Here is a 21484-nt window from a genome sequence, read left to right on the forward strand (position 1 = left end):
CGACACCCGCCCGCCCGCCTGCGCCGCCCCCGGCCGACGAGCTTTGAGGAGCCGCGTATATGCTGACGCTCCTCGCCGTGTTCCTCCTCGGGTCGATCCTGATGCCCGTTCTGGTGCGCTGGCTGGGATCCCAGGCATTCGCCATCGCGGCTCTCATTCCCGCCGCGGCATTCATCCACGCCCTCGTCCTCACCCCTCAGGTGCTCGACGGACCGACGCCCTTCGTCTCGGTCGCGTGGATCCCGCAGCTCGGACTGAATCTGTCCATGAACATGGACGTGCTCGGCTGGGTGCTGACGCTCATCGTCACCGGCGTCGGTGCTCTCGTGCTGCTGTACTGCCGTTGGTACTTCCATGACGACTCCGCCGGCATCGGCCAGTTCGCGGGCGTGCTGCTCGGGTTCGCGGGTGCGATGTACGGCCTCGTCCTGACCGACGACCTCGTCATGCTCGTGATGTTCTGGGAGGTGACGAGCATCCTCTCGTACCTCCTCATCGGGCACTACCGACGCCGCGCCGCCAGCCGACGAGCAGCACTGCAGGCGCTTCTGGTCACCACTCTCGGCGGGCTCGTGATGTTCGTCGGAGTCGTGCTGCTCGTGGTCGACGCGGGCACCTCGAGCATCCGCGAGATCCTCGAGATCGCACCCACAGGCGCCATCGTCGACGCCGCCGTCGTCATGCTCCTCGTCGGCGCGATCAGCAAGTCCGCGATCTTCCCCTTCCACTTCTGGCTGCCCGGTGCGATGGCGGCGCCCACTCCCGTGAGCGCCTACCTGCACGCCGCGGCGATGGTCAAGGCGGGTATCTACCTGATCGCGCGCTTCGCCCCGATCTTCGCGTTCACCGGCCCGTGGCGGCCGATCATCATCTCGCTGGGCATCCTGACGATGCTGATCGGCGGCATCCAGGCGCTGCGCGAGACCGACCTCAAGCGCATCCTCGCGTTCGGCACCGTCAGCCAGCTGGGCTTCTTCTCGGTCGTGATCGGCTACGGCACCCAGGCGAGCGCGCTGGCCGGTCTCGCACTCGTGATCGCGCACGCGCTGTTCAAGTCGGCGCTGTTCCTGATCGTCGGAGTGATCGACCGTCAGCTGTCGACGCGAGACATCACCGAGCTGAGTGGCGTCGGGCGTCAGGCTCCCGTCATGGCGACAGCGGCATTCATCTCCATCGCATCAATGGCCGGCATCGCACCGACCCTCGGATTCGTGGCGAAGGAGTCGACCCTCACGGCGCTCCTGGACGACGCACTGCACGGCTCGCCCTGGGGCCTCGTCGCGATCATCGGCGTCAGCCTGGGATCCATGCTCACGGCGGCATATGGCATCCGCTTCCTCTGGGGTGCCTTCTGGACCAAGCGCGATGCGGCGGGCGATCGCCTCCCCGACACCGCCTGGCCCGACCCGCCCGTCGGATTCCTCTCGGCGCCGATCATCCTCGCCGGGCTCACGCTCGCCGCCGGGATCGGAGCACCGGCTCTCGACGTCGCGCTCCAGGGATACGCGCTCACAGCCACCCCGGGCCTCGATGCGGAGGGGGTCGCCGCGGAAGGACCCGGGCACCTCGCGCTCTGGCACGGTCTCGAGCCGGCGCTCGGCATCTCGATCCTGTCGATCCTGCTCGGCGCCGCGGTCTTCCTCCTCACGCTGCGCACCGGATGGGACCGCAAGGCGCGACTGATCCGCTTCACTGCCGCAGACGTCTACTACCTGGTCATGCGCGGTATCGACCGACTCTCGGTGCTGAGCACGACGCTCACCCAGCGCGGCTCTCTGCCGGTCTACGTCGGCACCATCTTCGTGGTGTTCGTCGCCGCCGAGATCACGGCGCTCGTCGCCAGTGACATCGATCGCTTCCAGCTCTCGGCCTGGCACACGCCCACGCAGCTCGTGGTCGCGCCGATGATGGCCGCCGCGGGCGTCATGGCCGTGCGCGCGCAGAAGAGATACACGGGCGTCGTGCTCGTGTCGATCACCGGCCTCGGGATGGTCGTGCTGTTCGCGACCAGCGGCGCCCCCGACCTCGCGCTCACGCAGATCCTCGTCGAGACCGTGACGATGGTCACCTTCGCACTGGTGCTGCGTCGCCTGCCCGCGCGGATGGGCGAGCACAACGCCTCTGTCGGGCGCATTCCCCGCGCGCTGCTGGGTGTCGGGGTCGGGCTCACGATGGCGCTGGTCGCGATCGTGGCGACCCAGTCCCGCGTCGCGGATCCGATCTCCGCCGCGTTCCCGAAGCTCGCGTACGAGATCGGTCACGGCAAGAACGTCGTGAACGTCGCCCTGGTCGACCTGCGCGGCTGGGACACGATGGGCGAGCTGTCGGTGCTCGTGCTCGCCGCCACGGGTGTCGCGTCTCTCGTGTTCGTCACGCACCGCGCCGACATGCTCTCCGCGACGAAGACGCTGCCCAAGGCGCGCCGCCGTCGCACGCTCAGCCGCCCGCTCGTCGAGACGACCGAGGGCGTGCGCTTCCAGACCGACGAGAACGAGAGCAGCCCCCGCGCCTGGCTCGTCGGCGGCCCGAAGATGAAGCCCGAGAACAGGTCGATCCTGCTCGAGGTCATCGTCCGCATCCTCTTCCACACGATCATCGTCGTGTCGATCTTCCTGCTCTTCTCCGGCCATAACCTCCCAGGCGGAGGCTTCGCCGGAGGCCTCGTCGCGGGCATGGCCCTCGTCATGCGCTACGTCGCCGGCGGACGCTGGGAGCTGGGCGCTGCCGCACCCACGGATGCCGGGCGACTGCTCGGCGCCGGTCTGATCCTCGCCGTCGGCACGGCGGTCGTGCCGCTGTTCTTCGGCTTGGCGCCGCTCACCAGCAACTTCTGGGAGTGGGAGCTCCCCGGCATCGGCCACATGGAGTTCGTCACCTCGACCATCTTCGATGTCGGTGTGTACCTGGTCGTGATCGGCCTCGTGCTCGACGTGCTGCGCAGCCTCGGTGCCGAGGTCGACCGTCAGGCGCAGGAGTTCCGCGAGCGAGGGGTGACCCTCTGATGGATGTCTCCCTCACCCTGATCGTGATCATGGCCGTGCTCTTCGCCTGCGGCGTCTACGCGATGCTCGAGCGCAGTCTCACCCGCGTGCTGATCGGCTTCCTGCTGCTCGGCAACGCGACGAACCTGCTGCTCCTCATCGTCATGGGAGTGCCCGGCAACGCGCCCTTCTTCGGAACCGAGGGCGAGCTCAGCGACCCGCTGCCCCAGGCGCTCACCCTGACCGCCATCGTCATCACCTTCGCCGTCTCGGCGTTCCTCCTCGCCCTCATCTACCGCTCGTGGCAGCTGGGTCAGGCCGACACCGTAGAGGACGACGAGGCCGACATCGCTCTCCGTGAGCGCACCGATGCCGACGAAGACCTCATGGACGACGAGGCCGACGCGGCGGACGACGAGGCGACCACGGACTTCGTCGGCGTGCAGACGTCGCCGATCACCGTGCTGCACATGCGCGACCACGCCGCTATCAACGACGACGCTCCGACCGACCGGCCCACCCCGCCTCGAGCCGTGTCCGCGGCGTCCGACCAGGATCCCGAGGTGGATGCCGGTCCAGGCGCGGCCGTCCTCGACGGGGAGTCGGCACCGCCCGACGATGACGCCGAAGACTCGACGCACTCGTCGGCTTTCCGGACGGATGCCGACACGCACGCGTCGGACGCCCACGAGACCGATGCGGCGGACGCCGCTCGAGATACGGCGGCTGACACGGCATCCGATGACAGCGCACCCGAGCACACCGACGATGGGGAGGACCGCCGATGAGCGCCCTCGTCCCCCTGCTCGTCGCCCTGCCGCTGCTCGGCGCCGCCGTGACCCTGATCTTCGGCCGCAATCCGCGCCTCCAGGCCTTCGTCACGGTGGCCACGCTCGCGATCGTCTCGGTCATCGCGGCCGTGCTGCTGGTCGTCGTCGATGCGGGTGAGCCGCTCGCGGTCTCGGTCGGCGGGTGGCCGGTGCCGTTCGGCATCGTGCTCTACGTCGACAGGCTCGCGGCGCTCCTCGTGCTCATCTCGAGCATCGTGCTGCTCGCGGTCCTGCTCTTCTCGATCGGTCAGGGTGCCGCGGACGGCACCGACGAGACCCCGATCTCGATCTTCAACCCGTCGTACCTGATCCTCGCGGCCGGCATCTTCAACGCCTTCATCGCGGGCGACCTCTTCAACCTGTACGTCGGATTCGAGATCCTGCTCGTGGCGTCGTACGTGCTGATAACGCTCGGGAGCACCGAGTCCCGCATCCGCACGGGTGCCGTCTACATCGTCGTCTCGTTGGTCTCGTCGATCCTGTTCCTCGCTTCGATCGCGATGATCTACGGTGCCCTCGGCACCGTGAACATGGCCCAGATCGCCGAGCGCATGACCGAGCTCCCGCAGGAGACGCAGCTCGTGCTGCACCTCATGCTGGTGATCGCCTTCGGCATCAAGGCCGCGATCTTCCCGGTGTCGTTCTGGCTGCCCGACTCGTACCCGACGGCACCGGCGCCCGTCACAGCGGTGTTCGCGGGATTGCTGACCAAGGTCGGCGTCTACGCGCTGATCCGCACCGAGACGCAGCTGTTCGCCGAGAACAGCATCGACACGGTGCTGCTGATCATCGCGTTGGCGACCATGATCGTGGGCGTGCTCGGCGCTGTCGCACAGGCCGAGCTCAAACGAATCCTGTCGTTCACGCTGGTGAGCCACGTCGGCTACATGATCTTCGGCCTCGCGATAGCGACCCCCGCGGCGATCGGCGCGACGGTCTACTACATCGTCCACCACATCATCGTGCAGACGACGCTGTTCCTCGCGGTCGGTCTCATCGAGCGCAGGGCGGGGAGCACGTCCATCCTGCGCGTGAAGGGACTGCTCAAGGTCGCGCCCGTGATCGCGGTGCTCTACTTCATCCCCGCGATCAACCTCGGCGGACTGCCGCCGTTCTCCGGCTTCATCGGCAAGTTCGCGCTGTTCGAAGCGGCAGCATCCGTGGGAACGCCGCTGATGCTCGTGCTGATCTTCGGCGGCATCGTCACCTCGCTGCTCACGCTCTACGCGCTGATGCGAGCATGGAACCTCGCGTTCTGGCGCGAGGAGGACGACTCGACCGAGACCGAGGGGCGCATCTCGTACCTCGGCAACGCCCCGGCCGCGGATGAGCAGCAGGAGCGTCGCCGCATCCCCCGGATCATGACCATCGCGACCGCCGGGATGGTCGGGGTCACGATCGCGCTCACCGTGTTCGCGGGCCCGCTGTATGCCCTGTGCGACCGCATCGGTGCGGCGCTGCTCGACCCCGTCACCCTCGTGCAGCTGGAAGACGAGGTGGAAGGATGAGCCCCACCGAGACCGGCCGCCACTTCTGGCGGGACATCCGCGTGCAGCTGCCGTTCCTGGCATGGCTCGTCGTGCTCTGGATGCTGCTGTGGGGGCAGTTCACGGTGCTGGCGTTCGTCTCGGGCCTGGTCATCGCGGTGTTCGTCACCCGTGTCTTCCGGCTGCCCACCGTCGAGCTCTCCGGACGCATCAACATCTGGTTCGCCGCGTTGCTCATCGTGCAGTTCCTCTTCGCCGTGCTCCGCGGCGCTGTCGCGGTCACTCTGCAGGTGTTCGACTTCCGGCATCAGCCCGGCGCCGCGATCATCGCCGTTCCTCTGCGCTACGCCGACGACCTGATGATGACGCACGTGTCCGTGGTGTCGTCGCTGGTTCCCGGGTCGCTCGTCGTCGAGGCCGATCGCGACCGGCAGGTGCTGTATCTGCACGTGATCGGGGTGCGCAGCATGGCCGATGTCGAGAAGCAGCGCGAAGGCGTGCTGCGCTGGGAGCGACGGGTCGTGCGTGCGCTCGGAGCCCCGGCGCAGTACCGTGCCCTCAAGGCCGACGAACGTGCGGCGCGCGCCGGCGGAGGTGCCCGATGAATGTGCTGATGCTCGCGATCATGGTCGTCTTCGGCGTCGCCGCCATCCTGACGATCATCCGCATCGTGCGGGGGCCCTCGATCCTCGACCGGGCGGTGGCCTCCGACGTGCTGCTCACCGAGGTCATGTGCGTGCTCGGCGCCGAGATGGCCATCAACGGCCACACCCGCAACATCCCGGTGATGCTGATCATCGCCGCGGTCGGCGTCTTCGGCTCGATCTCGGTCGCCCGGTTCGTGGCCAGAAGGGACAACACGACACCATGAACGTGTTCGGTCTCGCCATTCCCGACGTGGTCATCGAGGTCGCGGTGCTCGTGCTGATCCTGCTCGGCGCGATCCTCTGCCTGTCGGCGGCGGTCGGGCTGCTGCGATTCCGCGACGTGCCGTCGCGGCTGCACGCCGCGACCAAACCGCAGGTGCTCGGCCTCATCGTCATCTGCCTCGCGATCGCACTGTCTCAGCGCACGGTCGGCGGAATCCTCTTCGGGCTCGCGCTCGTGGCCCCGGTCGTGCTCATGCAGTTCGCCACCGCGCCGCTGTCTGCGCACATCGTCGGGCGGCAGGCGTATCGCAACGGCACCACCGACGAGCGCAGCCTGGTCGTCGACGAGCTCGCCGAGTCGAAGCAGACCCCGCCGGCCGCCGGCTGATCGCACGCCCGCAGCTGCGCTGAGACGGACGCCACGCACGTCTTACGCCGGTGCGGGGCCTCTTGCGGTTCACAATTCAGCATGAGCCTGTGCCGGTGGGGCCGAAGGGGCTTCAGGGCTGCTCGATACGAGATCCATGCTGAGTAGTGAACGACACCGGTCATTGCTTCTTCTCCTACACGGAACCCTGTTCCGTGCAAGTCATCCACTGTTGCTTGGACGACGCACATCGACACCGTCCCTTGTCTGCACACTTCTGCGATGGGGAATAAGCAGAAGACGGTCGTCCAGCGCGCGAAAGACACCTATTCGCGCACGGTCTTCAGTCGATCGGATCTGGTGCACCGAGGGCTCACGGGGCGTCTCATCGCCGAGTCAGTGGCCCGAGGAGAACTCCAGCACGTGCGCCGCGATCGATATGCGCTGCCGTCGACGCACCGGGACATCGTCGAGGCTGTCCGCATCGGCGGGCGGGTCTCATGCTTGTCTCTCCTCGCCCTTCTCGGTGTCTTCGTGTTCCGTTGCCGAGAGCTCCATGTGCTCGTGACTCCCGGTTCGTCTCGTCTACGTGTGGCGAGGGACGGAAAGGTCGTGCTCCATTGGAAGGCGCTGACCAGCGTTCGCGAGAGCCTTCATGCGGCTCCGTTGATCGATGCCGTCGCGCACTCCGTGCTCTGCCAGGCTCCGCGCGAGGCGCTTGCCACCTTGGACAGTGTGCTTCATCACGGACTCCTGACGCGCGAAGATCTGGTCACGATGTTCCCTGCTCTACCCGCCCGATTCCGCCCGCTGCTCGCACTGGTCGACCCGTCGGCGGGCTCGGGCTCAGAGACATTCATGCGGTTGCTGCTCCGGACGATGGGCGTCGCCTATGAGACCCAGGTGTACCTCGAAGGGGTCGGGTACGTCGACTTCGTGGTGGACGGCTGGTTGATCATCGAGTGCGACAGCAAGGAGTTCCACGAGGGGTGGGAGAAGCAGATGCAGGATCGCGAGCGCGATATCGCCGCGGCCCGACTCGGCTTCGTGACCGTCCGGCCCCTTGCGAAAGACATTTTCGGTGACCAGGCGTCTGTGAGGCAGGCTCTCGAGCAGGTCATCGCTGCACTCGGACCGAGGTTCGTAGACGCACGTCGTTCACAATTCAGCAGGAATCGCCGCGGAGCGGCGGTCGAGTAGCGGAATCACCGGGCTCACATGCGTTCATGCTGAGTTGTGAACGGAAAAGTGCGGAGCACGGGTCAGAGGCCGTCGGCGAAGCTCTGGATCAGGCGCGCGGCCGGCTCGGAGTCGCTGATCAACGTGCCGTGGCCGTGATCCGGGATGACCTGCAGATCGGCACCCGGGATCTCGTCGATGATTTCCTGGCACCAGGTCATCGGAGCGAGCGGGTCGTCTTCCCCGCGCAGCACCAGCACAGGCTGATCGATGCGCGCGAACGCCTTCTCCGGCTCGTGCACGATGGTCGCCCGGATCTTGCGGATGAGGTGGGGGCCGCCGCGCAGATATTCGCGGGCACCTCGCCAGATCACGAGCGGGCGCTCGCCGACCAGGTCCGTGAGGAGATAGCTCGCCTGCGCTGCGACGTTCCGTGCGGCCTTGTTGACGGTCGGACCGGCGAGCACGACGCCCTCGACGAGTGAGGGATGCCGGGCGGCGAGCTCCGCGGCGATCTGACTGCCCATCGAGTGCCCGATGACGACGACGGGGCCCTCGTCGGCATGACGGAGGTACGCGGCGACGAGGTCGGCGTGACGCTCCATGGTGAAGGTGCGAGCGGGCTCGGGTGCTTCGCCGAAACCGGGCAGGTCGACTGCGATCACCCGGCCCTTCAGCCGCTGCACGACGTCGAGGTAGACGCTGCGTCCCATGCCGATGCCGTGCAGCAGGAGGAAGGTGTGCGGTCCTTCGCCGAAGGTCTCCGCGATCAGCGTCGCGCCCGCGTGCTCGAACTCGAGCAGCGTGACGGGGGTGCCCTTCGGGGCGAGATAGCTGGAGACCACACCTCAACGCTAACCGAGTGGGACCCCTGCGACGAACCGGGATCCACGCATGCCGTATGCCGGTGTGCGACGAGGGGCGAGCCTGCGTCGTGCGAGGATGAAGGGTGTCTTCGCCGAACCCCGATCCCGATCAGATCGAGTCGGAGGGCGAGACATCAGGCTCGCCCAAGGGTGTCATCGCGCGCATCGCCGACGGGCTGAGCGATCCGGTGCTGCGCGCGCTCGTCGCCGCGACGGCCGTCTCACGCATCGGCCGCGGCGTCTTCCTCGCGGTCACCGTGCTGTTCTTCACGCAGATCATCGGCCTCTCGCCCGCGCACGCCGCGGTGGTGCTCGCCGTGTCGAGCGGATGCGGGGTGGTCGGGTCGCTCCTCGGCGGCTGGCTCGCCGATCGGTGGAGCGCCCGACGCCTCGCCTTCGGCTTCGAGATGGCAGGTGGCGTACTGCTCGCCGCATACGCGTTCGTCGGAGACTTCGTGTCGGCGATCGTCCTCGCCAGCCTCTCGGGCTTCTTCGACTCGCTGGGGTATTCCGCTCGTTCCGCGATCATCGCCCGGGGCTTCGCGCCGGACCGGCGGGTGCACGCGCGTGCGGTGCTGCGCACGGTCACGAACCTCGCGATCGCGGCAGGCTCCGCATTCGGCGCGATCGCTCTGGCTCTCGGCACACCCGAGGCCTACCGCGTCGTCATCGCCTGCGCGGGTGCCGTCTGCGCGCTCGGCTCGCTCTCCCTCCTGCGGCTGACATCGGCCGTCGACGCGCCGCCGCGCAACCGAGCCGCGGCTCAGCTGACGGAAACGGGATCCATCGACACGCACGCCACGGCCGCGGCATCCGCCGAGCGCAGGGACTGGAACCGCCGCTCACCGTGGCGGGACCCGAGGTACCTGCTGCTGAGCGCGCTCTCGGCGATCTTCGGCATGCAGTTCGGAGTCGCGGAACTCGGGGTGCCGCTGTGGATCAGCGAGTACACGAATGCCCCGGATGCCACGTTCGCAGTGCTCCTGATCGTCAACACCGCGCTGGTCGTGCTGTTCCAGGTGCGTGCCTCCCGTGGCACGCACAACCTGCGGATCGCCGGCAGGGTGACGATGATCGCCGGCTGGCTGATGGTCTCCGCCTGCCTGATCTACGCGCTCGCCGCGGGGCTTCCGGCATGGGCGGCGATCGTCATCCTCATCGTCGGCATGATCGCGCACACGTTCGCCGAGATCCTGTCGCAGGCCGGAGCCTGGGGTCTCAGCTTCGAGCTCGCCGACCCTGTGCGAGCCGGCGCCTATCAGGGCGTGTTCGGCATGGGCTTCTCGCTCGGAGCCCTGGCGTCGCCGATCGTCGTGAACGCCACCGCGATCACCTTCGGCTTCGTGGGCTGGGTGATCCTCGCCGCGATCTTCCTCGCCGCCGCGATCGGCATCTGGCTCATCGCACGCCGCGCCGCAGCATCCGCCACGCCTGCTCCCGCCTGAGCCCGCAGAGCCGCCCCGGGCTAACCGGCCGGCGCCAGCACCAGAGTGTGACGCGTCGCCGCATCGACCGCCCCGTCGGTGAATGCCCACGGCCGCTGAATCCCCGCCGCCCAGTCGGACGTCTGATCGACGTAGTGCTCGTCGAACGCGTGTCCGGAAGCGCCGGTGAGGTGGATCCAGGTCGAGGCGTCGAGATCGGAGAGGTCGACGACCATGCGCATCGACGGCACGGTGGTCGTGGCGTACGACGTGCCGAGCTCCCAGCCGGTGGCGTTGACCACGGACGCGCCGCCGCTGACGGCGTAGGGGCCGCGGTTGAAGAGGGCTTCGATCGGGGCGATGCCGGAGGACCCGAGGGTGTCGCTCGTGAGGGTGATCGCGTGCAGGTCGCCCCACCTCCATGCGGTGACGACGTCGCCCTGAACCGCGGAGAGCTCGCCGTACGCTTCCTCCGCCGACAGGGCGAGCATCTCGTCCATGCCCGCGACATCGATGCTCGGGTTGGTCCAGAGCGGGTCGGATGGGTCGTCGAGAAGATCCGCGACGACGGTGAAGAGTCGACCCTGGCCGTCGATCGGCAGGGGCTGGTCGCGTTCGGCGAACAGGTTCTGCACGAGGTTCGACCAGAGGACGTTCGCGTAGGCGGCCGCGGCCGACCCTGCGTCGTTCTGTGCGTCCCACGAGCGCAGCAGCGCCACGGCATCTGCAGTCCCCGCACCCGTCACCTCCACATCCTCCATCTCCGTTGCGAGTCGCTTGCCGATCCACATCTCGCTGTCCATCTGGATCTCCCGCATGTCCTGGGCGGCGAGCGGTGCGGCGGCGGCGCGTCGCTCGATCAGGTGCGCGATGCGATCGGCCCTGTAGCCGTAGTCCCAGTCCCGTGAGAGGAAGTAGGGGTAGTCGTCGGTGACGATCGCGTTGTTCGCGGTCACGATGTACCCGGATGCCGGGTTGTATGACACCGGCAGTTCGTCGAACGGGATGAATCCGGTCCAGTCGTAGCTGCTGTCCCAGCCGGGCTGCGGCATCCATCCGTCGCCGGCCCCGCGCACGGGGAGGCGTCCGGGGGTCTGATAGCCGATGTTGCCTTCGACGTCCGCATAGATGAGGTTCTGTGCCGGCACATCGAACAGCGCGGCCGCCGCGCGGAACTCCTCGAAGTCCTGGGCGGTCGACAGAGCGAAGATCGCGGTCGCGGCCGTGCCGGGGTCGAGCGCCGTCCAGCGCAGGCTGACCGCGTACTCGGCTCCCTCCGGCGCGGTGCCGGTGGGCGCCGGACCTGCGGCGCCGCCGGCGGCGAGGCCCGGCTCAGGGTCGTCGGCGATCGCGGTGAAGTCGTCGGTGAGACCCGAGATGATCGGTCCGTGCACGGTCGACCGGATCGTGAGATCGATGTCGTCGCCCCCGGCCACGGCGATCGTCTCGGTGGTCTCGTCGATCGGCACCAGCGCGCCGTCGCGCCAGTACTGGTCGCCCTCGATCCGCTCGACGTAGAGGTCGGTGACGTCGGTGGTCAGGTTGGTGAAGCCCCAGGCGACCTGCTGGTTGTGGCCGATCACGATGCCGGGGAGACCCGAGAACGAGAAACCGCCCATGTCGAACGGGCAGTCGTCGGTGACCTCGCTGCACCGGAGCTGCACCTGATACCAGACCGAGGGGAGTGATGCGCCCAGGTGCGGGTCGTTGGCGAGCAGCGGCATGCCCGTGTCGGTGAGGTCCCCGGACACGACCCACGAGTTCGATCCGATGCCCTCGCCGACATCGCCGACGAGCAGGCTCGCCGCCTCGATCACGTCCGATGCCTCCTGCCACTCGATCGTCGTCGCCGCCTGCTGCATCTCGCCGTCGTTCCCATCGGTCGTGAACGCGGCGGGCTCGGCACCGGCCTCGGTGATCGGGGCGGTCGAGATCTCGGGGACGATGACGGGGTGATCCTCGAACGGATACGGCGGGTACAGCTCGTCGAGCGTCGCGGTGATCCCGGCGGCGTCGGAGGTTTCCGCCAGCTGTGCGGCCAGGAGCGAGCGCTCGACCTCGTCTTCGACATTGCCGCGGAGATCCCAGGCCATCGCCTTGAGCCACGCCACCGAATCGGCCGCTTCCCAGGGCTCCGGCGCGTACTCCGGGTTCTGTATTCCGAGAACGGCATATTCGAGCGACAGCTCGGCGCCCGAGCGGGAGGAGAGGTAGGCGTTGACGCCGTCGGCGTAGGCCTCGTAGTAGCCGCGGGTGACGTCGTCCATCGCCTCGACCTCGGCCTCGGCGACCTTGCGCCAGCCGAGCGTGCGGAGGAAGGCATCGGTCCCGGCCTGCGATTCGCCGAACATCTCGGCCACGCGTCCCGCCGTGACGTGCCGGCGGAAGTCCATCTCGAAGAATCGGTCCTGCGCGTGCACGAAGCCCTGGGCGTAGAAGAGATCGTGCGATGAGTCGGCGGTGATGGTCGGGATGCCGCTGGCGTCGCGCTGCACCGTGACCTCGGCCTGCAGCCCGTCGAGCGACAGGGTGCCGTCGGTCTGCGGGAACGAGCGCTGGATGGTCCAGGTCACGAAGAAGGCACCGGCGACGGCGACCACCACGATCGCAGCGACGACGAGGAACACGATGCGGCCGATGCGAGCACCCAGGGAAGGGCGCGACGGGTCGACGATCTCGGTCGAATGGGTTGTCATCTTCGAGAACTCTTTCGGGTGGCATGGCGGAACTCAGTCCCAGAGAGTCCCAGAGCGCGTCTCAACAGACGCTTCCGGAATACTACCCATAAAGCATTCGCGGGCGGGGGTGTTCTCGCCCCCGCCCGCGGCGTCAGCCGATCAGGCTCGGCTGCAGGTCGCGCAGCGTGCGCCGGTGCGTCATGCGCGTCACTCCGATGGCGGCGAGCAGCAACGCGCCGACCAGCCAGATGCCCAGCACCACCAGATCCCAGCCCGCCCGGCCGAGGTTGCCGCCGTACATCAGTTGCCGCATGGCATCGACGACGTAGCCGAGCGGCAGCACGTGGTGGAGCGCGGCCAGCGGGGCGGGGAGGGTCTGCCAGGGGAACGTGCCGCCCGCGGTGACGAGCTGCAGAACCATGAGCACGAGTCCCAGGAACTGCCCCACGGAACCGAGCCAGACGTTGAGGGCGAGGATGATCGCCGCGAAGGTCGCCGACGCGAAGATCATCACTCCCAAGGTGCCGACGGGGTTGTTGAACGTGAAGCCCAGGGTGATCGCCAGGATGCCCATGAGCCCCAGCATCTGCACCGCGCCGAGCATCGCCGGGGTGAGCCACCCGGCGAGCGTCACTCGGATCGGAGAGTGCAGCGCCGTGACCGCGCGGCGGGAGATCGGCTTCACGATGAGGAACAGGGCGTAGATGCCGATCCAGGCCGACAGTGCGGCGAAGAACGGTGCGAGACCGGCGCCGTAGTCCTCGGCGGAGGCGACCTTGTCGCTCGAGACCTTGACCGGGTCGGCGATCGTGTCGGCCTGCAGCGTGCGGAGCTCCGGCGTCGAGACGGGGATCTGCTGGACACCGTCCGAGAGCCCGTCGCGCAACTCGGCCGTGCCTGACGCGAGGGTGCCGAGCCCATCGCGCAGTTGGGCCGCGCCGTCGTTCGCCGCCGCGGCGCCGGTGGCGACGGTCTGCGCGCCGCTGGCCAGGGTCTGCGCGCCGCCGGCGAGCTGCGAGGCGCCGGATGCCACCGAGTCCGCTCCTGCGGCGAGCTGGTCGACCTTGTCGACCGCGTTCTGCACGGTCGAGTTGCCCTCCTGGAGTCGTGTCGCGAGGGGATCGAGGGTCGTGAGCACCCGATCGATCTGCTCCGGCGTCAGACCCTGATCCGTGAGCACGGTGGCGATGTCCTCGCGCGCCTGGGGCAGAGCATCCGTCGCCTGCTGCACAGCCGATCCGGCCCGGTCCGCGACGTCGGCCAGCTGCCGGTTGCCGTCACTGACCTGCTGAGCCCCCGATGCCAGCGTCGCCGCACCACCGGCGAGCTCGGACGCGCCGCCCGCGAGCTGCGAGGTGCCCGCAGCGAGCTGAGAGGTTCCGTCTGCGAGCGTCGCACTGCCGGTGGCGGCGGTGTCGGCGCCGTCGGCGAGCTGGGTCGCTCCGTCGACCGCGGTCACGAGGTTGTCGCGCACCTCGCTGAGGCCGGTGAGCAGGCGCTCTGCGGCCTCGCTGCCCACCATCTCAGCGACCGAGCTGCGGATCTTCTCCACCGCCTGCGTGCCCATCGACGACGCGAGGTAGTTGTTCGCGTCGTTGGTCTCGAGCTCGATGCGCGCCTGGTGGGGGTCGTCGCCCGCGGCCGAGGTCAAGGCCGACGAGAAGTCGGCGGGGATCGTGACGGTGAAGTCGACCGTTCCCTCCCGCAATGCGTCGGCGGCCTCGTCGGCCGACATCCGCTGCCAGTCGAAGGCGTTGCCGTCGATGAGGTTGTCGGCGACGTCCTCGCCGTAGTTCACGGTCTCGCCGGTGGCGGCATCCGTTCCCGTGGTGGGCTCGGGGGCTCCGCTGTCATCGACGACCAGCGCGACGGGGACCTCCGGGAACTTCGCGTACGGGTCCTGGTTGGCCCAGAGGTATAGGCCGCCGTAGAGGATGGGCACGCAGACCAGTGCGATCAGGGCGATCACGCCCATCCTGCTCGCGGTGAGGCGCCGCAGCTCGGCGGCGATCATGGCGGGAACCTTCATCGCTCGCCTCCGTTCCCTGTCGTGTTCGGCTCGGGTTCTGCGGGTGGGTCTTCGTCGTCGGCCGGGGGAGAGCCGAGAGCATCCGCGTGCTCGGCGTCGGCATGCGGTGTCGCGGGGCGCTCGTCCGGGTCTTCCGCCTCGGGCTCTGGCTCAGGATCCCGTTCGGGCGCCGGCTCGGGCTCAGGGTCGGGCTCGGGATCCGGTTGGGGCACCGGCTCGGGCTCGGCCTCGGAGTCTGGCTCGGGCTCGGGATCAGAGCCGCCGGGCAGGTCGAGGACGAGCGGCTCGACCGGTCCGGACGCGTTGATCGCCTCGAGCTCGTGCATGCGCTCGAGGGCGACCGCAGCGGATCCGCCGATGACGACGAGCATCGCGTACCCGCGGTCGGCGAACTCCGACGCGATCCGCCACCAGCCGTCCGGGCTGCCGCCGTGACGGTCGGGCGAGACGAGCACGATTCCTTCGGTGCCCGTGCGGAGGATCGCGAGTTCGCAGAGGATGCGCACCCGTGCGGCGGGATCGACGTTGCCGATCGCCACGCCGGCGAGCTCGCCGAAGCCGAGTTGATTCAGCCAGCGCCGTGCGTGCAGAGGGGTGGCGCCGACGCCGGCGAACATGAGCTCTTCGCCGACGACGCCCGCGAGGGTGATGTCGGCGTGGGGATCGCTCACGTCGGGGGCGTCGACGAGCGCGATCGTGCGGCGCAGCGCGCGGTTGTCCGCGTCGCCGTCGATCGTCACGCGCCCGGTGTCCGGCCGCATCCGACCGCTGGCGATGAGGCCCAGCACCGTCGGGCGCTGCTCGGTCTCGGCGAGGGCGAAGCGCACGGCTCCGCTGTGGAACTCGAGGCTCGTCGTCGGCAGCGCCTGGCCACCGCGCCCCTTGCTCACGTCGTGCAGGGTGACCCTCATGCGCTGACCTCCTGTGATTCGACGATGTCCGGGTGCGCGCTCAACAGCTCGTCGGCCTCGCGCCACGAGAGTCCGGCGATGCTGAGCAGAGTGCGAACAGCGAGATCGGCTGCCCCGGTGCTCGATGCGTCCGTGCGCGAGACGACCGTGCGGGCGACCTCTTCGATGAGGCGGGCGAGGGTCGGGGCAGAGAGGTCTGTGCGGAAGCTGCCGTCTTCCTGCCCGCGCCGCGCGAGGGCGGCGACGGTGCGGCGCAGCGGGGCCAGGGCGTCTGCGGTGTGCTGCACGTGGGCTTCGTCGAGGGCGAGCGCGGCTGCGACCTGAACGTGCGCGGCCTCCTGCCAGAGTCGTGCGGCGAGGCGGGCCAGCGCGATGCGTGAGTCGGCGTCGGTGACGGATTCGGCGATCGCGTTGAAGCGCTGCGCTCCGACCGAGATCAGCTCGCGGATCAGAGCCTCTCGGTCGTCGAAGTGGCCGTAGAGGGTGCGGCGCGACAGGCCGGCGCTGCGGGCGATGACGTCGATGGACGCCCGCGGGTCGGTGGCGAGGGTCGCGCGGGCCGCATCGAGGATTCCGGCGCGGTTCTCGACGGAGTCGCGGCGGGGAGCACGGGTTGTCATGCCCCTATTCTACGTATTGTGCACAGCCGTGTGCAAGATAACTCGGGGGACTCACAGGGTCTGAACGGTGGGCCGTTCACAACTCAGCACGGATGGGCGCTTAAAGCCGCAATCAGCACCATGCGGACCCGAATCCCGGCGCTCATGCTGAATCGTGAACGGCGAGCGGCGGGCACAGACAGAAAAGGGGGCGGATGCCGCAGCATCCGCCCCCCAGAAGAGTCGCGCGTCAGTCGGTGCCGGAGTCGAACGCAGCACCCTCGGACGCGGTGTCGACCGCGTCGGCGAAGTTCTCGTCGACCTCTTCGACGGAACCCGTGATCTCGCCGGACTCGCCGGCGGTGACGCGACCGACGAGCTCGCCCGTCGCGCCGCCCACGAGGCCGAGGCCTGCGTACTGCTCGAGGCGTGCGCGCGAGTCGGCGATGTCGAGGTTGCGCATCGTGAGCTGGCCGATGCGGTCGACCGGGCCGAAGGCGGCGTCGCCGACGCGCTCCATCGAGAGCTTCTCGGGGCCGTACGACAGGTTCGGCGAGGTGGTGTCGAGGATCGTCCAGTCGTCACCGCGGCGCAGGCGGATCGTCACGGTGCCCGAGATCGTGAGGCCGACCCAGCGCTGGATGGACTCGCGCAGCATGAGCGACTGCGGCTCGAGCCAGCGGCCCTCGTACATCAGCCGACCGAGGCGGCGACCCTGCTCGTGGTAGGTCGCGAGGGTGTCCTCGTTCAGGATGCCGTTGACGAGGCGCTCGTAGGCGATGAAGAGCAGCGCCATGGCCGGGGCCTCGTAGATGCCGCGCGACTTCGCCTCGATGATGCGGTTCTCGATCTGGTCGCTCATGCCGAGGCCGTGGCGTCCGCCGATCGTGTTGGCCTCCTGCACCAGGGCCACCGGGTCGGTGTACTCGACGCCGTTGAGTGCGACGGGGCGGCCGGCCTCGAACGTGACGGAGACGTCCTCGGTCTCGATCGCGACCGAGGGGTCCCAGAACTTCACGCCCATGATGGGGTCGACGGTCTCGAGCGAGACGTCGAGGTGCTCGAGCGTCTTCGCCTCATGCGTGGCGCCCCAGATGTTGGCGTCGGTCGAGTACGCCTTCTCGACCGAGTCGCGGTAGGGGAAGTCGTGGGCGACGAGCCACTCGCTCATCTCCTTGCGGCCGCCGAGCTCGGTGACGAAGTCGGCATCCAGCCACGGCTTGTACACGCGCAGACGCGGGTTGGCGAGCAGGCCGTAGCGGTAGAACCGCTCGATGTCGTTGCCCTTGTAGGTCGAGCCGTCGCCCCAGATGTCGACGCCGTCCTCCTTCATGGCGCGCACCAGCAGCGTGCCGGTGACGGCGCGGCCGAGGGGAGTGGTGTTGAAGTAGGTGCGGCCGCCGGAGCGGATGTGGAAGGCGCCGCAGGCGAGCGCCACCAGGCCCTCTTCGACCAGCGCGGTCTTGCAGTCGACCAGGCGCGAGGCCTCGGCGCCGTACTCGAGGGCACGGCCGGGGATCGACTCGATGTCGTCTTCGTCGTACTGACCGAGATCACCGGTGTACGTGTAAGGGACGGCGCCCTTGTCGCGCATCCACGCGACGGCGACGGAGGTGTCGAGTCCTCCGGAGAAGGCGATGCCGACGCGCTCGCCGACGGGAAGTGACTGGAGGACCTTGGACATGCTTCCCAGTCTATCGGCGGCGTGTCGGCTGTTTCGGACGGCGTCGGCCGTCAGCGGGCCACGACGGCGTCGAGTGCCTCGGGCTCGGAGTCGAGCCGCGCCAACTCGCGTCGCTGATGCGCGGCGTAGCCGGCACCCCAGCTCGTGAGCGCCTCGACGAGCGGCATCGATCCGCGCCCGAGGTCGCTCAGCCGGTATTCGACTTTGGGAGGGACCTGCCGGTAGACCGTGCGGAGGATCAGGCCGTCGTCCTCCAGCTCGCGCAGCTGACGGGTGAGCACGCGGGCTGTGGGCTCGTCGAGAAGCCGGCTGAGCTCGCCGAACCGCAGCACCTCATGCTCACCGAGGAGGCTGAGGATGCTGGGCTTCCAGGCCCCGCCGAGGACGGCGATCGAGATCTCCGCGTCGCACGCGTCGCCCCACTCCCGGACGATCCGCTCGGTCTTCTCCCTCATCGGCTCCGCCTCCTGGTCGTCATGGTATCCATTCGGTCACTATCTACCCCGAATGACAGTACTTGCCTGAAGTGTACTCAGACCGTGAGACTGATGCGGTGACCTTCCCGATTCCCACGGCATCCGCTCGACCGCGCACGACCCTGCATCCGTGGCTCGCCATGATCCCGCTGCTTCTCGGCATCCTGATCGGGGCTCTCGCGATCAGCAGCATGTCGACCGCGCTGCCCGCGATCCGCGGCGATCTCGTCCTGTCCGACAGTGGAGCGCTGTGGCTCGTCGACGTGTACGCGCTGTCGCTGGCGGCGACCCTGATCATCGCCGCCAGGATCGGAGACGCGTTCGGTCGCAAGCGGATCGTGCTCGCCGGTCTCGCCGGCTTCGCGGTGCTCAACCTCGTCGGCGGATTCGCTCAGGACGGGATGCTGCTCATCGTCGTCCGGGCGCTCCTCGGCGTCGCCGAGGCGTTCGTCGTGGCGGGCGTCGTCGCGACGATCGGGGCGCACTATCACGCACGGCAGCGGGTGCTCGCCTACGGGCTGTGGACCGCGACGTTCGGTGCCGGCAGCGCGCTCGGACCCGTGCTCGGCGGGCTGGTGACCGAGGGGCCGGGGTGGCGCTGGCTGCTGCTCGGAAGCGTGCCGCTCGCCGTCGTCGCCGGGGTGCTCGCGATCTGGCTCGTGCCGGATTCGCGCAGCTCCCGTCGCCCGTCGTGGGACATCCTCAGCATCGTGTCGTCGATCGTCGCGCTCGGGTCTCTCGTCTTCGCCCTGCACGAGGTGCTCGCCGCTCCCCTCGCCGCCGGCATCGCGGGTGTCGTCGCCGTCGTGACGCTCGTCTTCTTCATCCGCCGCCAGCGTGCCCTCGCCGAGCCTCTCATCGACATGCGGCTGTTCGGCGTGCCCGGCTTCAGCCCTGCGATCGTGCGCATCCTGGCGAGCAGCGGGGTGTCGACGGCATCCGTGCTCCTGGTGAGCCTCCACCTGCAGGATGCGCGGGGATTCAGCGCGGCCGAAGCCGGTATCGCGATCCTCCCGCAGGCGGTGGCGATCGCCCTCGGCGGGGTGCTCGCACCCCTGTTCCTGCGGTGGTTGACCTCGCCGACGCTCACCGTGCTCGCCCTGGTGGTGCAGGGGGCGGGACTCGCGTGGCTGTCGACGGGCGTCGAGCTGGTCGTGATCCCTCTGGTGCTCGTCGGCGCGGGGTTCGGAGTCGCGGCGACGCTCGCCGCCACCACGCTCTTCGACGTCACGACGGAGGACGACGCCGGTCAGGTGGGGGCGATCCAGGAGGTCGGGTTCGCCCTCGGCGGCGGTCTCGGCATCGCGGTGCTCGGCACGATCGCGTCGATCGTCGGCTCTCGCGGCTTCCTCGTCGCCCTGCTGGTCGCGACCGTCGCGGTCGTCGCCGCCGCGCTCCTGCCGCTGTGGAGACGCTCGCCGGTGAGCACTGCCGAGAACCGGGCCATCGATGCCCGCTGAAGGAAGGACACCCGTGTCAGCATCGCGCCCGACCGTCCACTGGATCTATGCCCACCCCCGATCGAGCTCGTTCAACGCGCGACTGTTCCGAGATGGGGTCGACGCCCTCGCGCGCGACCACGATGTCGAGATCACCGACCTGTACTCTCAGGGCTTCGATCCGGTTCTCGCAGCGCCGGATCTGGGCGAGCCCCGGGGGCGTGAGGGCAGCGTCGTCGACCTGATGGGCGAGGCGTACGCCGCGGGCCAGCTGCCGCCGGACGTCGCCGAGGAGCAGCGCAAGCTCGCGGCCGCCGACCTCGTCGTGCTCCAGTTCCCGCTGTGGTGGTACGGACCGCCGGCGATCCTCAAAGGCTGGCTCGATCGGGTGCTCACCAACGGCTTCGCCTACGGCCCCGCGGATGCCGAGACCGGTCTGCCGCTGCGATACGGAGAGGGCCCGCTCGCCGGGCGCCGAGCCCTCGTGATCGTGACGGCAGGGGAGGACGAGCGCTCGATCGGAGAACGGGGCATCAGCGGGGATCTGGACTCGCTGCTGTTCCCGCTGACCCACGGCACCCTCTGGTACACGGGCATCGAGCCGCTCGACCTGCACGTCGTCCACGACGCTGACGGGTTGGACGCGGAGCGCGTCGATCGCGAGAGCGCACGGCTGATCGAGAGGCTCTCCGGAGTGGCGTTCGAATCTCCGAGCCGCCCGTACCGTCGGCTGCGCGATGGCGACTACCACGGCACCCGGGCGCTGCGATCGGACCTGCTTCCCGGGCGCACCGACCTCGGCATCCATCGCGTCGCGGTCGACTGAGGCGACGCGGCCCGACGCGCGCGGGCGTAGCTCTCCGCTTCTGCACGATCGGCCCCGACGGTGGCAGAGTGTCCGTGAAGGAGGACGGCATGGGTGGAGCGATCCTGTGGGGCGTCGTCGCGGCGTCGCCCCTCATCATCGGCGCTGTTCTCGCTCTGCTGCGCACCTGGCCGCCGCGCTGGCTGGGCATCGTGCTCGGCTTCGGAGCCGGTGCCCTGATGGCCTCCATCGCCTTCGAGCTGTGGGAGGAGGGGCTGGACCTCGCAGGCCCCATCCCTCTCATCGTCGGCGTGGTCGCTGGCGCGCTCGCGTACTTCATCGCCGACCGGATCCTCGATGCGCGAGCCGCGAAGTCCCAGGAACGGGGAGCGGGCGTCCCGCTCGCGCTCGGAGCACTGCTCGACGGCATCCCCGAGCAGCTCGTGCTGGGAATCGGACTGGCCTCCGGAGAACCGGTGAGCATCGCGCTCGTCGTGGCGATCGTGGTCTCGAACCTGCCCGAGTCGATCGGCTCGGCCGCCGACCTGCTGAAGGGCGGCATGGCGAAGTCGCGCGTGCTGCTGCTGTGGGCCGGCATCTCGGTCATCTGCGCGCTGGCGACCGTCGCCGGATTCGCGGTGGCGAGCAGCACCGGCGACGACTTCCGGGCCGGCGCGAGCGGCTTCGCGGCAGGCGCGCTGCTCGTGATGCTCGTCGACTCGATGGTGCCCGACGCGCAGCAGAAGGCCAAGCAGGTGACCGGGCTCGCGACCGTGCTGGGCTTCGCGCTCGCCGCGGGGCTCTCGCTCGCGAGCTGATCCGGGCGTCGCGAGATAAGACGAGCGCGACCGCGGTCAGCG

17 protein-coding genes and 1 pseudogene are annotated in these 21484 nt (G+C 69.0%); 11 read left to right on the plus strand and 7 right to left on the minus strand.

Translation table 11 applies throughout. From position 1 onward, the window contains the following. The first annotated feature begins 59 nt into the window (after nucleotides 1–59). From QRN21_RS07980 to QRN21_RS08010, 7 genes and pseudogenes are all read left to right on the plus strand, one after another. Nucleotides 60–3002, plus strand: coding sequence for a Na+/H+ antiporter subunit A (locus QRN21_RS07980; protein ID WP_285363597.1), 2943 nt, complete (start codon nucleotides 60–62; stop codon nucleotides 3000–3002). Continuing rightward, nucleotides 3002–3502, plus strand: a pseudogene (locus QRN21_RS07985) (Na(+)/H(+) antiporter subunit C); the annotation flags it as partial. The gene QRN21_RS07980 and the pseudogene QRN21_RS07985, both read left to right, overlap by 1 nt. A gap of 263 nt (nucleotides 3503–3765) precedes the next feature. Continuing rightward, nucleotides 3766–5319, plus strand: coding sequence for a Na+/H+ antiporter subunit D (locus QRN21_RS07990; protein ID WP_056275836.1), 1554 nt, complete (start codon nucleotides 3766–3768; stop codon nucleotides 5317–5319). Next, a complete protein-coding gene (locus QRN21_RS07995; protein WP_053098312.1) occupies nucleotides 5316–5903 on the plus strand; it encodes a Na+/H+ antiporter subunit E in 588 nt (195 codons plus the stop codon). The genes QRN21_RS07990 and QRN21_RS07995 overlap by 4 nt, the downstream gene beginning before the upstream one ends. Beyond that, complete coding sequence (locus QRN21_RS08000; protein WP_053098313.1) at nucleotides 5900–6169, plus strand: MrpF/PhaF family protein; 270 nt, start codon at nucleotides 5900–5902, stop codon at nucleotides 6167–6169. Before QRN21_RS07995 ends, QRN21_RS08000 begins: the two co-directional genes overlap by 4 nt. Continuing rightward, complete coding sequence (gene mnhG / locus QRN21_RS08005; RefSeq protein WP_285363599.1) at nucleotides 6166–6555, plus strand: monovalent cation/H(+) antiporter subunit G; 390 nt, start codon at nucleotides 6166–6168, stop codon at nucleotides 6553–6555. The genes QRN21_RS08000 and mnhG overlap by 4 nt, the downstream gene beginning before the upstream one ends. A gap of 261 nt (nucleotides 6556–6816) precedes the next feature. Beyond that, nucleotides 6817–7734 (plus strand): hypothetical protein, encoded by a 918-nt coding sequence (locus QRN21_RS08010; RefSeq protein ID WP_285363600.1) that lies wholly within the window; start codon nucleotides 6817–6819, stop codon nucleotides 7732–7734. Nucleotides 7735–7796: 62 nt separating this feature from the next. Here the strand turns inward: QRN21_RS08010 and QRN21_RS08015 are convergent, their stop codons facing one another. Further along, on the minus strand, nucleotides 7797–8558 hold the full coding sequence (locus QRN21_RS08015) for an alpha/beta fold hydrolase (RefSeq protein ID WP_285363601.1): 762 nt from the start codon (nucleotides 8556–8558) through the stop codon (nucleotides 7797–7799). A 104-nt stretch (nucleotides 8559–8662) separates the two neighbouring features. On the opposite strand from QRN21_RS08015, the gene QRN21_RS08020 reads away from it, so the two are divergent. Further along, nucleotides 8663–10024 carry an MFS transporter gene (locus tag QRN21_RS08020; RefSeq protein WP_285363602.1) on the plus strand — a complete coding sequence of 454 codons (1362 nt, stop codon included), beginning with the start codon at nucleotides 8663–8665 and terminating at the stop codon, nucleotides 10022–10024. Nucleotides 10025–10044: 20 nt separating this feature from the next. Here QRN21_RS08020 and QRN21_RS08025 read toward each other — a convergent pair whose 3' ends face one another. The 6 genes from QRN21_RS08025 to QRN21_RS08050 form a co-directional block, all read right to left on the minus strand. After that, a complete protein-coding gene (locus tag QRN21_RS08025) occupies nucleotides 10045–12699 on the minus strand; it encodes a penicillin acylase family protein (RefSeq protein WP_285363603.1) in 2655 nt (884 codons plus the stop codon). 133 nt (nucleotides 12700–12832) lie between these two features. Beyond that, nucleotides 12833–14710, minus strand: a complete 1878-nt coding sequence (locus QRN21_RS08030; RefSeq protein ID WP_056275845.1) for a YhgE/Pip domain-containing protein — start codon at nucleotides 14708–14710, stop codon at nucleotides 12833–12835. Beyond that, nucleotides 14707–15621, minus strand: coding sequence for a hypothetical protein (locus tag QRN21_RS08035; RefSeq protein ID WP_285363605.1), 915 nt, complete (start codon nucleotides 15619–15621; stop codon nucleotides 14707–14709). The genes QRN21_RS08030 and QRN21_RS08035 overlap by 4 nt, the downstream gene beginning before the upstream one ends. Beyond that, complete coding sequence (locus tag QRN21_RS08040; protein WP_053098320.1) at nucleotides 15618–16241, minus strand: TetR/AcrR family transcriptional regulator; 624 nt, start codon at nucleotides 16239–16241, stop codon at nucleotides 15618–15620. The genes QRN21_RS08035 and QRN21_RS08040 overlap by 4 nt, the downstream gene beginning before the upstream one ends. Nucleotides 16242–16470: 229 nt before the next feature. Further along, nucleotides 16471–17904 (minus strand): argininosuccinate synthase, encoded by a 1434-nt coding sequence (argG, locus tag QRN21_RS08045; RefSeq protein WP_056275848.1) that lies wholly within the window; start codon nucleotides 17902–17904, stop codon nucleotides 16471–16473. Between the two features lie 50 nt (nucleotides 17905–17954). Continuing rightward, on the minus strand, nucleotides 17955–18359 hold the full coding sequence (locus QRN21_RS08050; protein WP_072590440.1) for a winged helix-turn-helix transcriptional regulator: 405 nt from the start codon (nucleotides 18357–18359) through the stop codon (nucleotides 17955–17957). Between the two features lie 98 nt (nucleotides 18360–18457). Between QRN21_RS08050 and QRN21_RS08055 the strand changes: the two genes are divergently transcribed. The 3 genes from QRN21_RS08055 to QRN21_RS08065 all read left to right on the plus strand — a co-directional run bounded on the left by QRN21_RS08055 (nucleotide 18458) and on the right by QRN21_RS08065 (nucleotide 21442). Beyond that, nucleotides 18458–19840: an MFS transporter gene (locus tag QRN21_RS08055; RefSeq protein ID WP_285363607.1), complete on the plus strand. Its 1383-nt coding sequence runs from the start codon at nucleotides 18458–18460 to the stop codon at nucleotides 19838–19840. A 13-nt stretch (nucleotides 19841–19853) separates the two neighbouring features. Further along, the gene (locus QRN21_RS08060) at nucleotides 19854–20645 is read left to right on the plus strand and encodes an NAD(P)H-dependent oxidoreductase (protein WP_285363608.1); all 792 of its coding nucleotides are present in this window, start codon (nucleotides 19854–19856) and stop codon (nucleotides 20643–20645) included. A gap of 89 nt (nucleotides 20646–20734) precedes the next feature. Next, the gene (locus QRN21_RS08065; protein WP_056275856.1) at nucleotides 20735–21442 is read left to right on the plus strand and encodes a ZIP family metal transporter; all 708 of its coding nucleotides are present in this window, start codon (nucleotides 20735–20737) and stop codon (nucleotides 21440–21442) included. Nucleotides 21443–21484 lie beyond the last annotated feature (42 nt).

It is taken from the genome of Microbacterium sp. LMC-P-041, assembly GCF_030209555.1.
Lineage (GTDB): Bacteria > Actinomycetota > Actinomycetes > Actinomycetales > Microbacteriaceae > Microbacterium.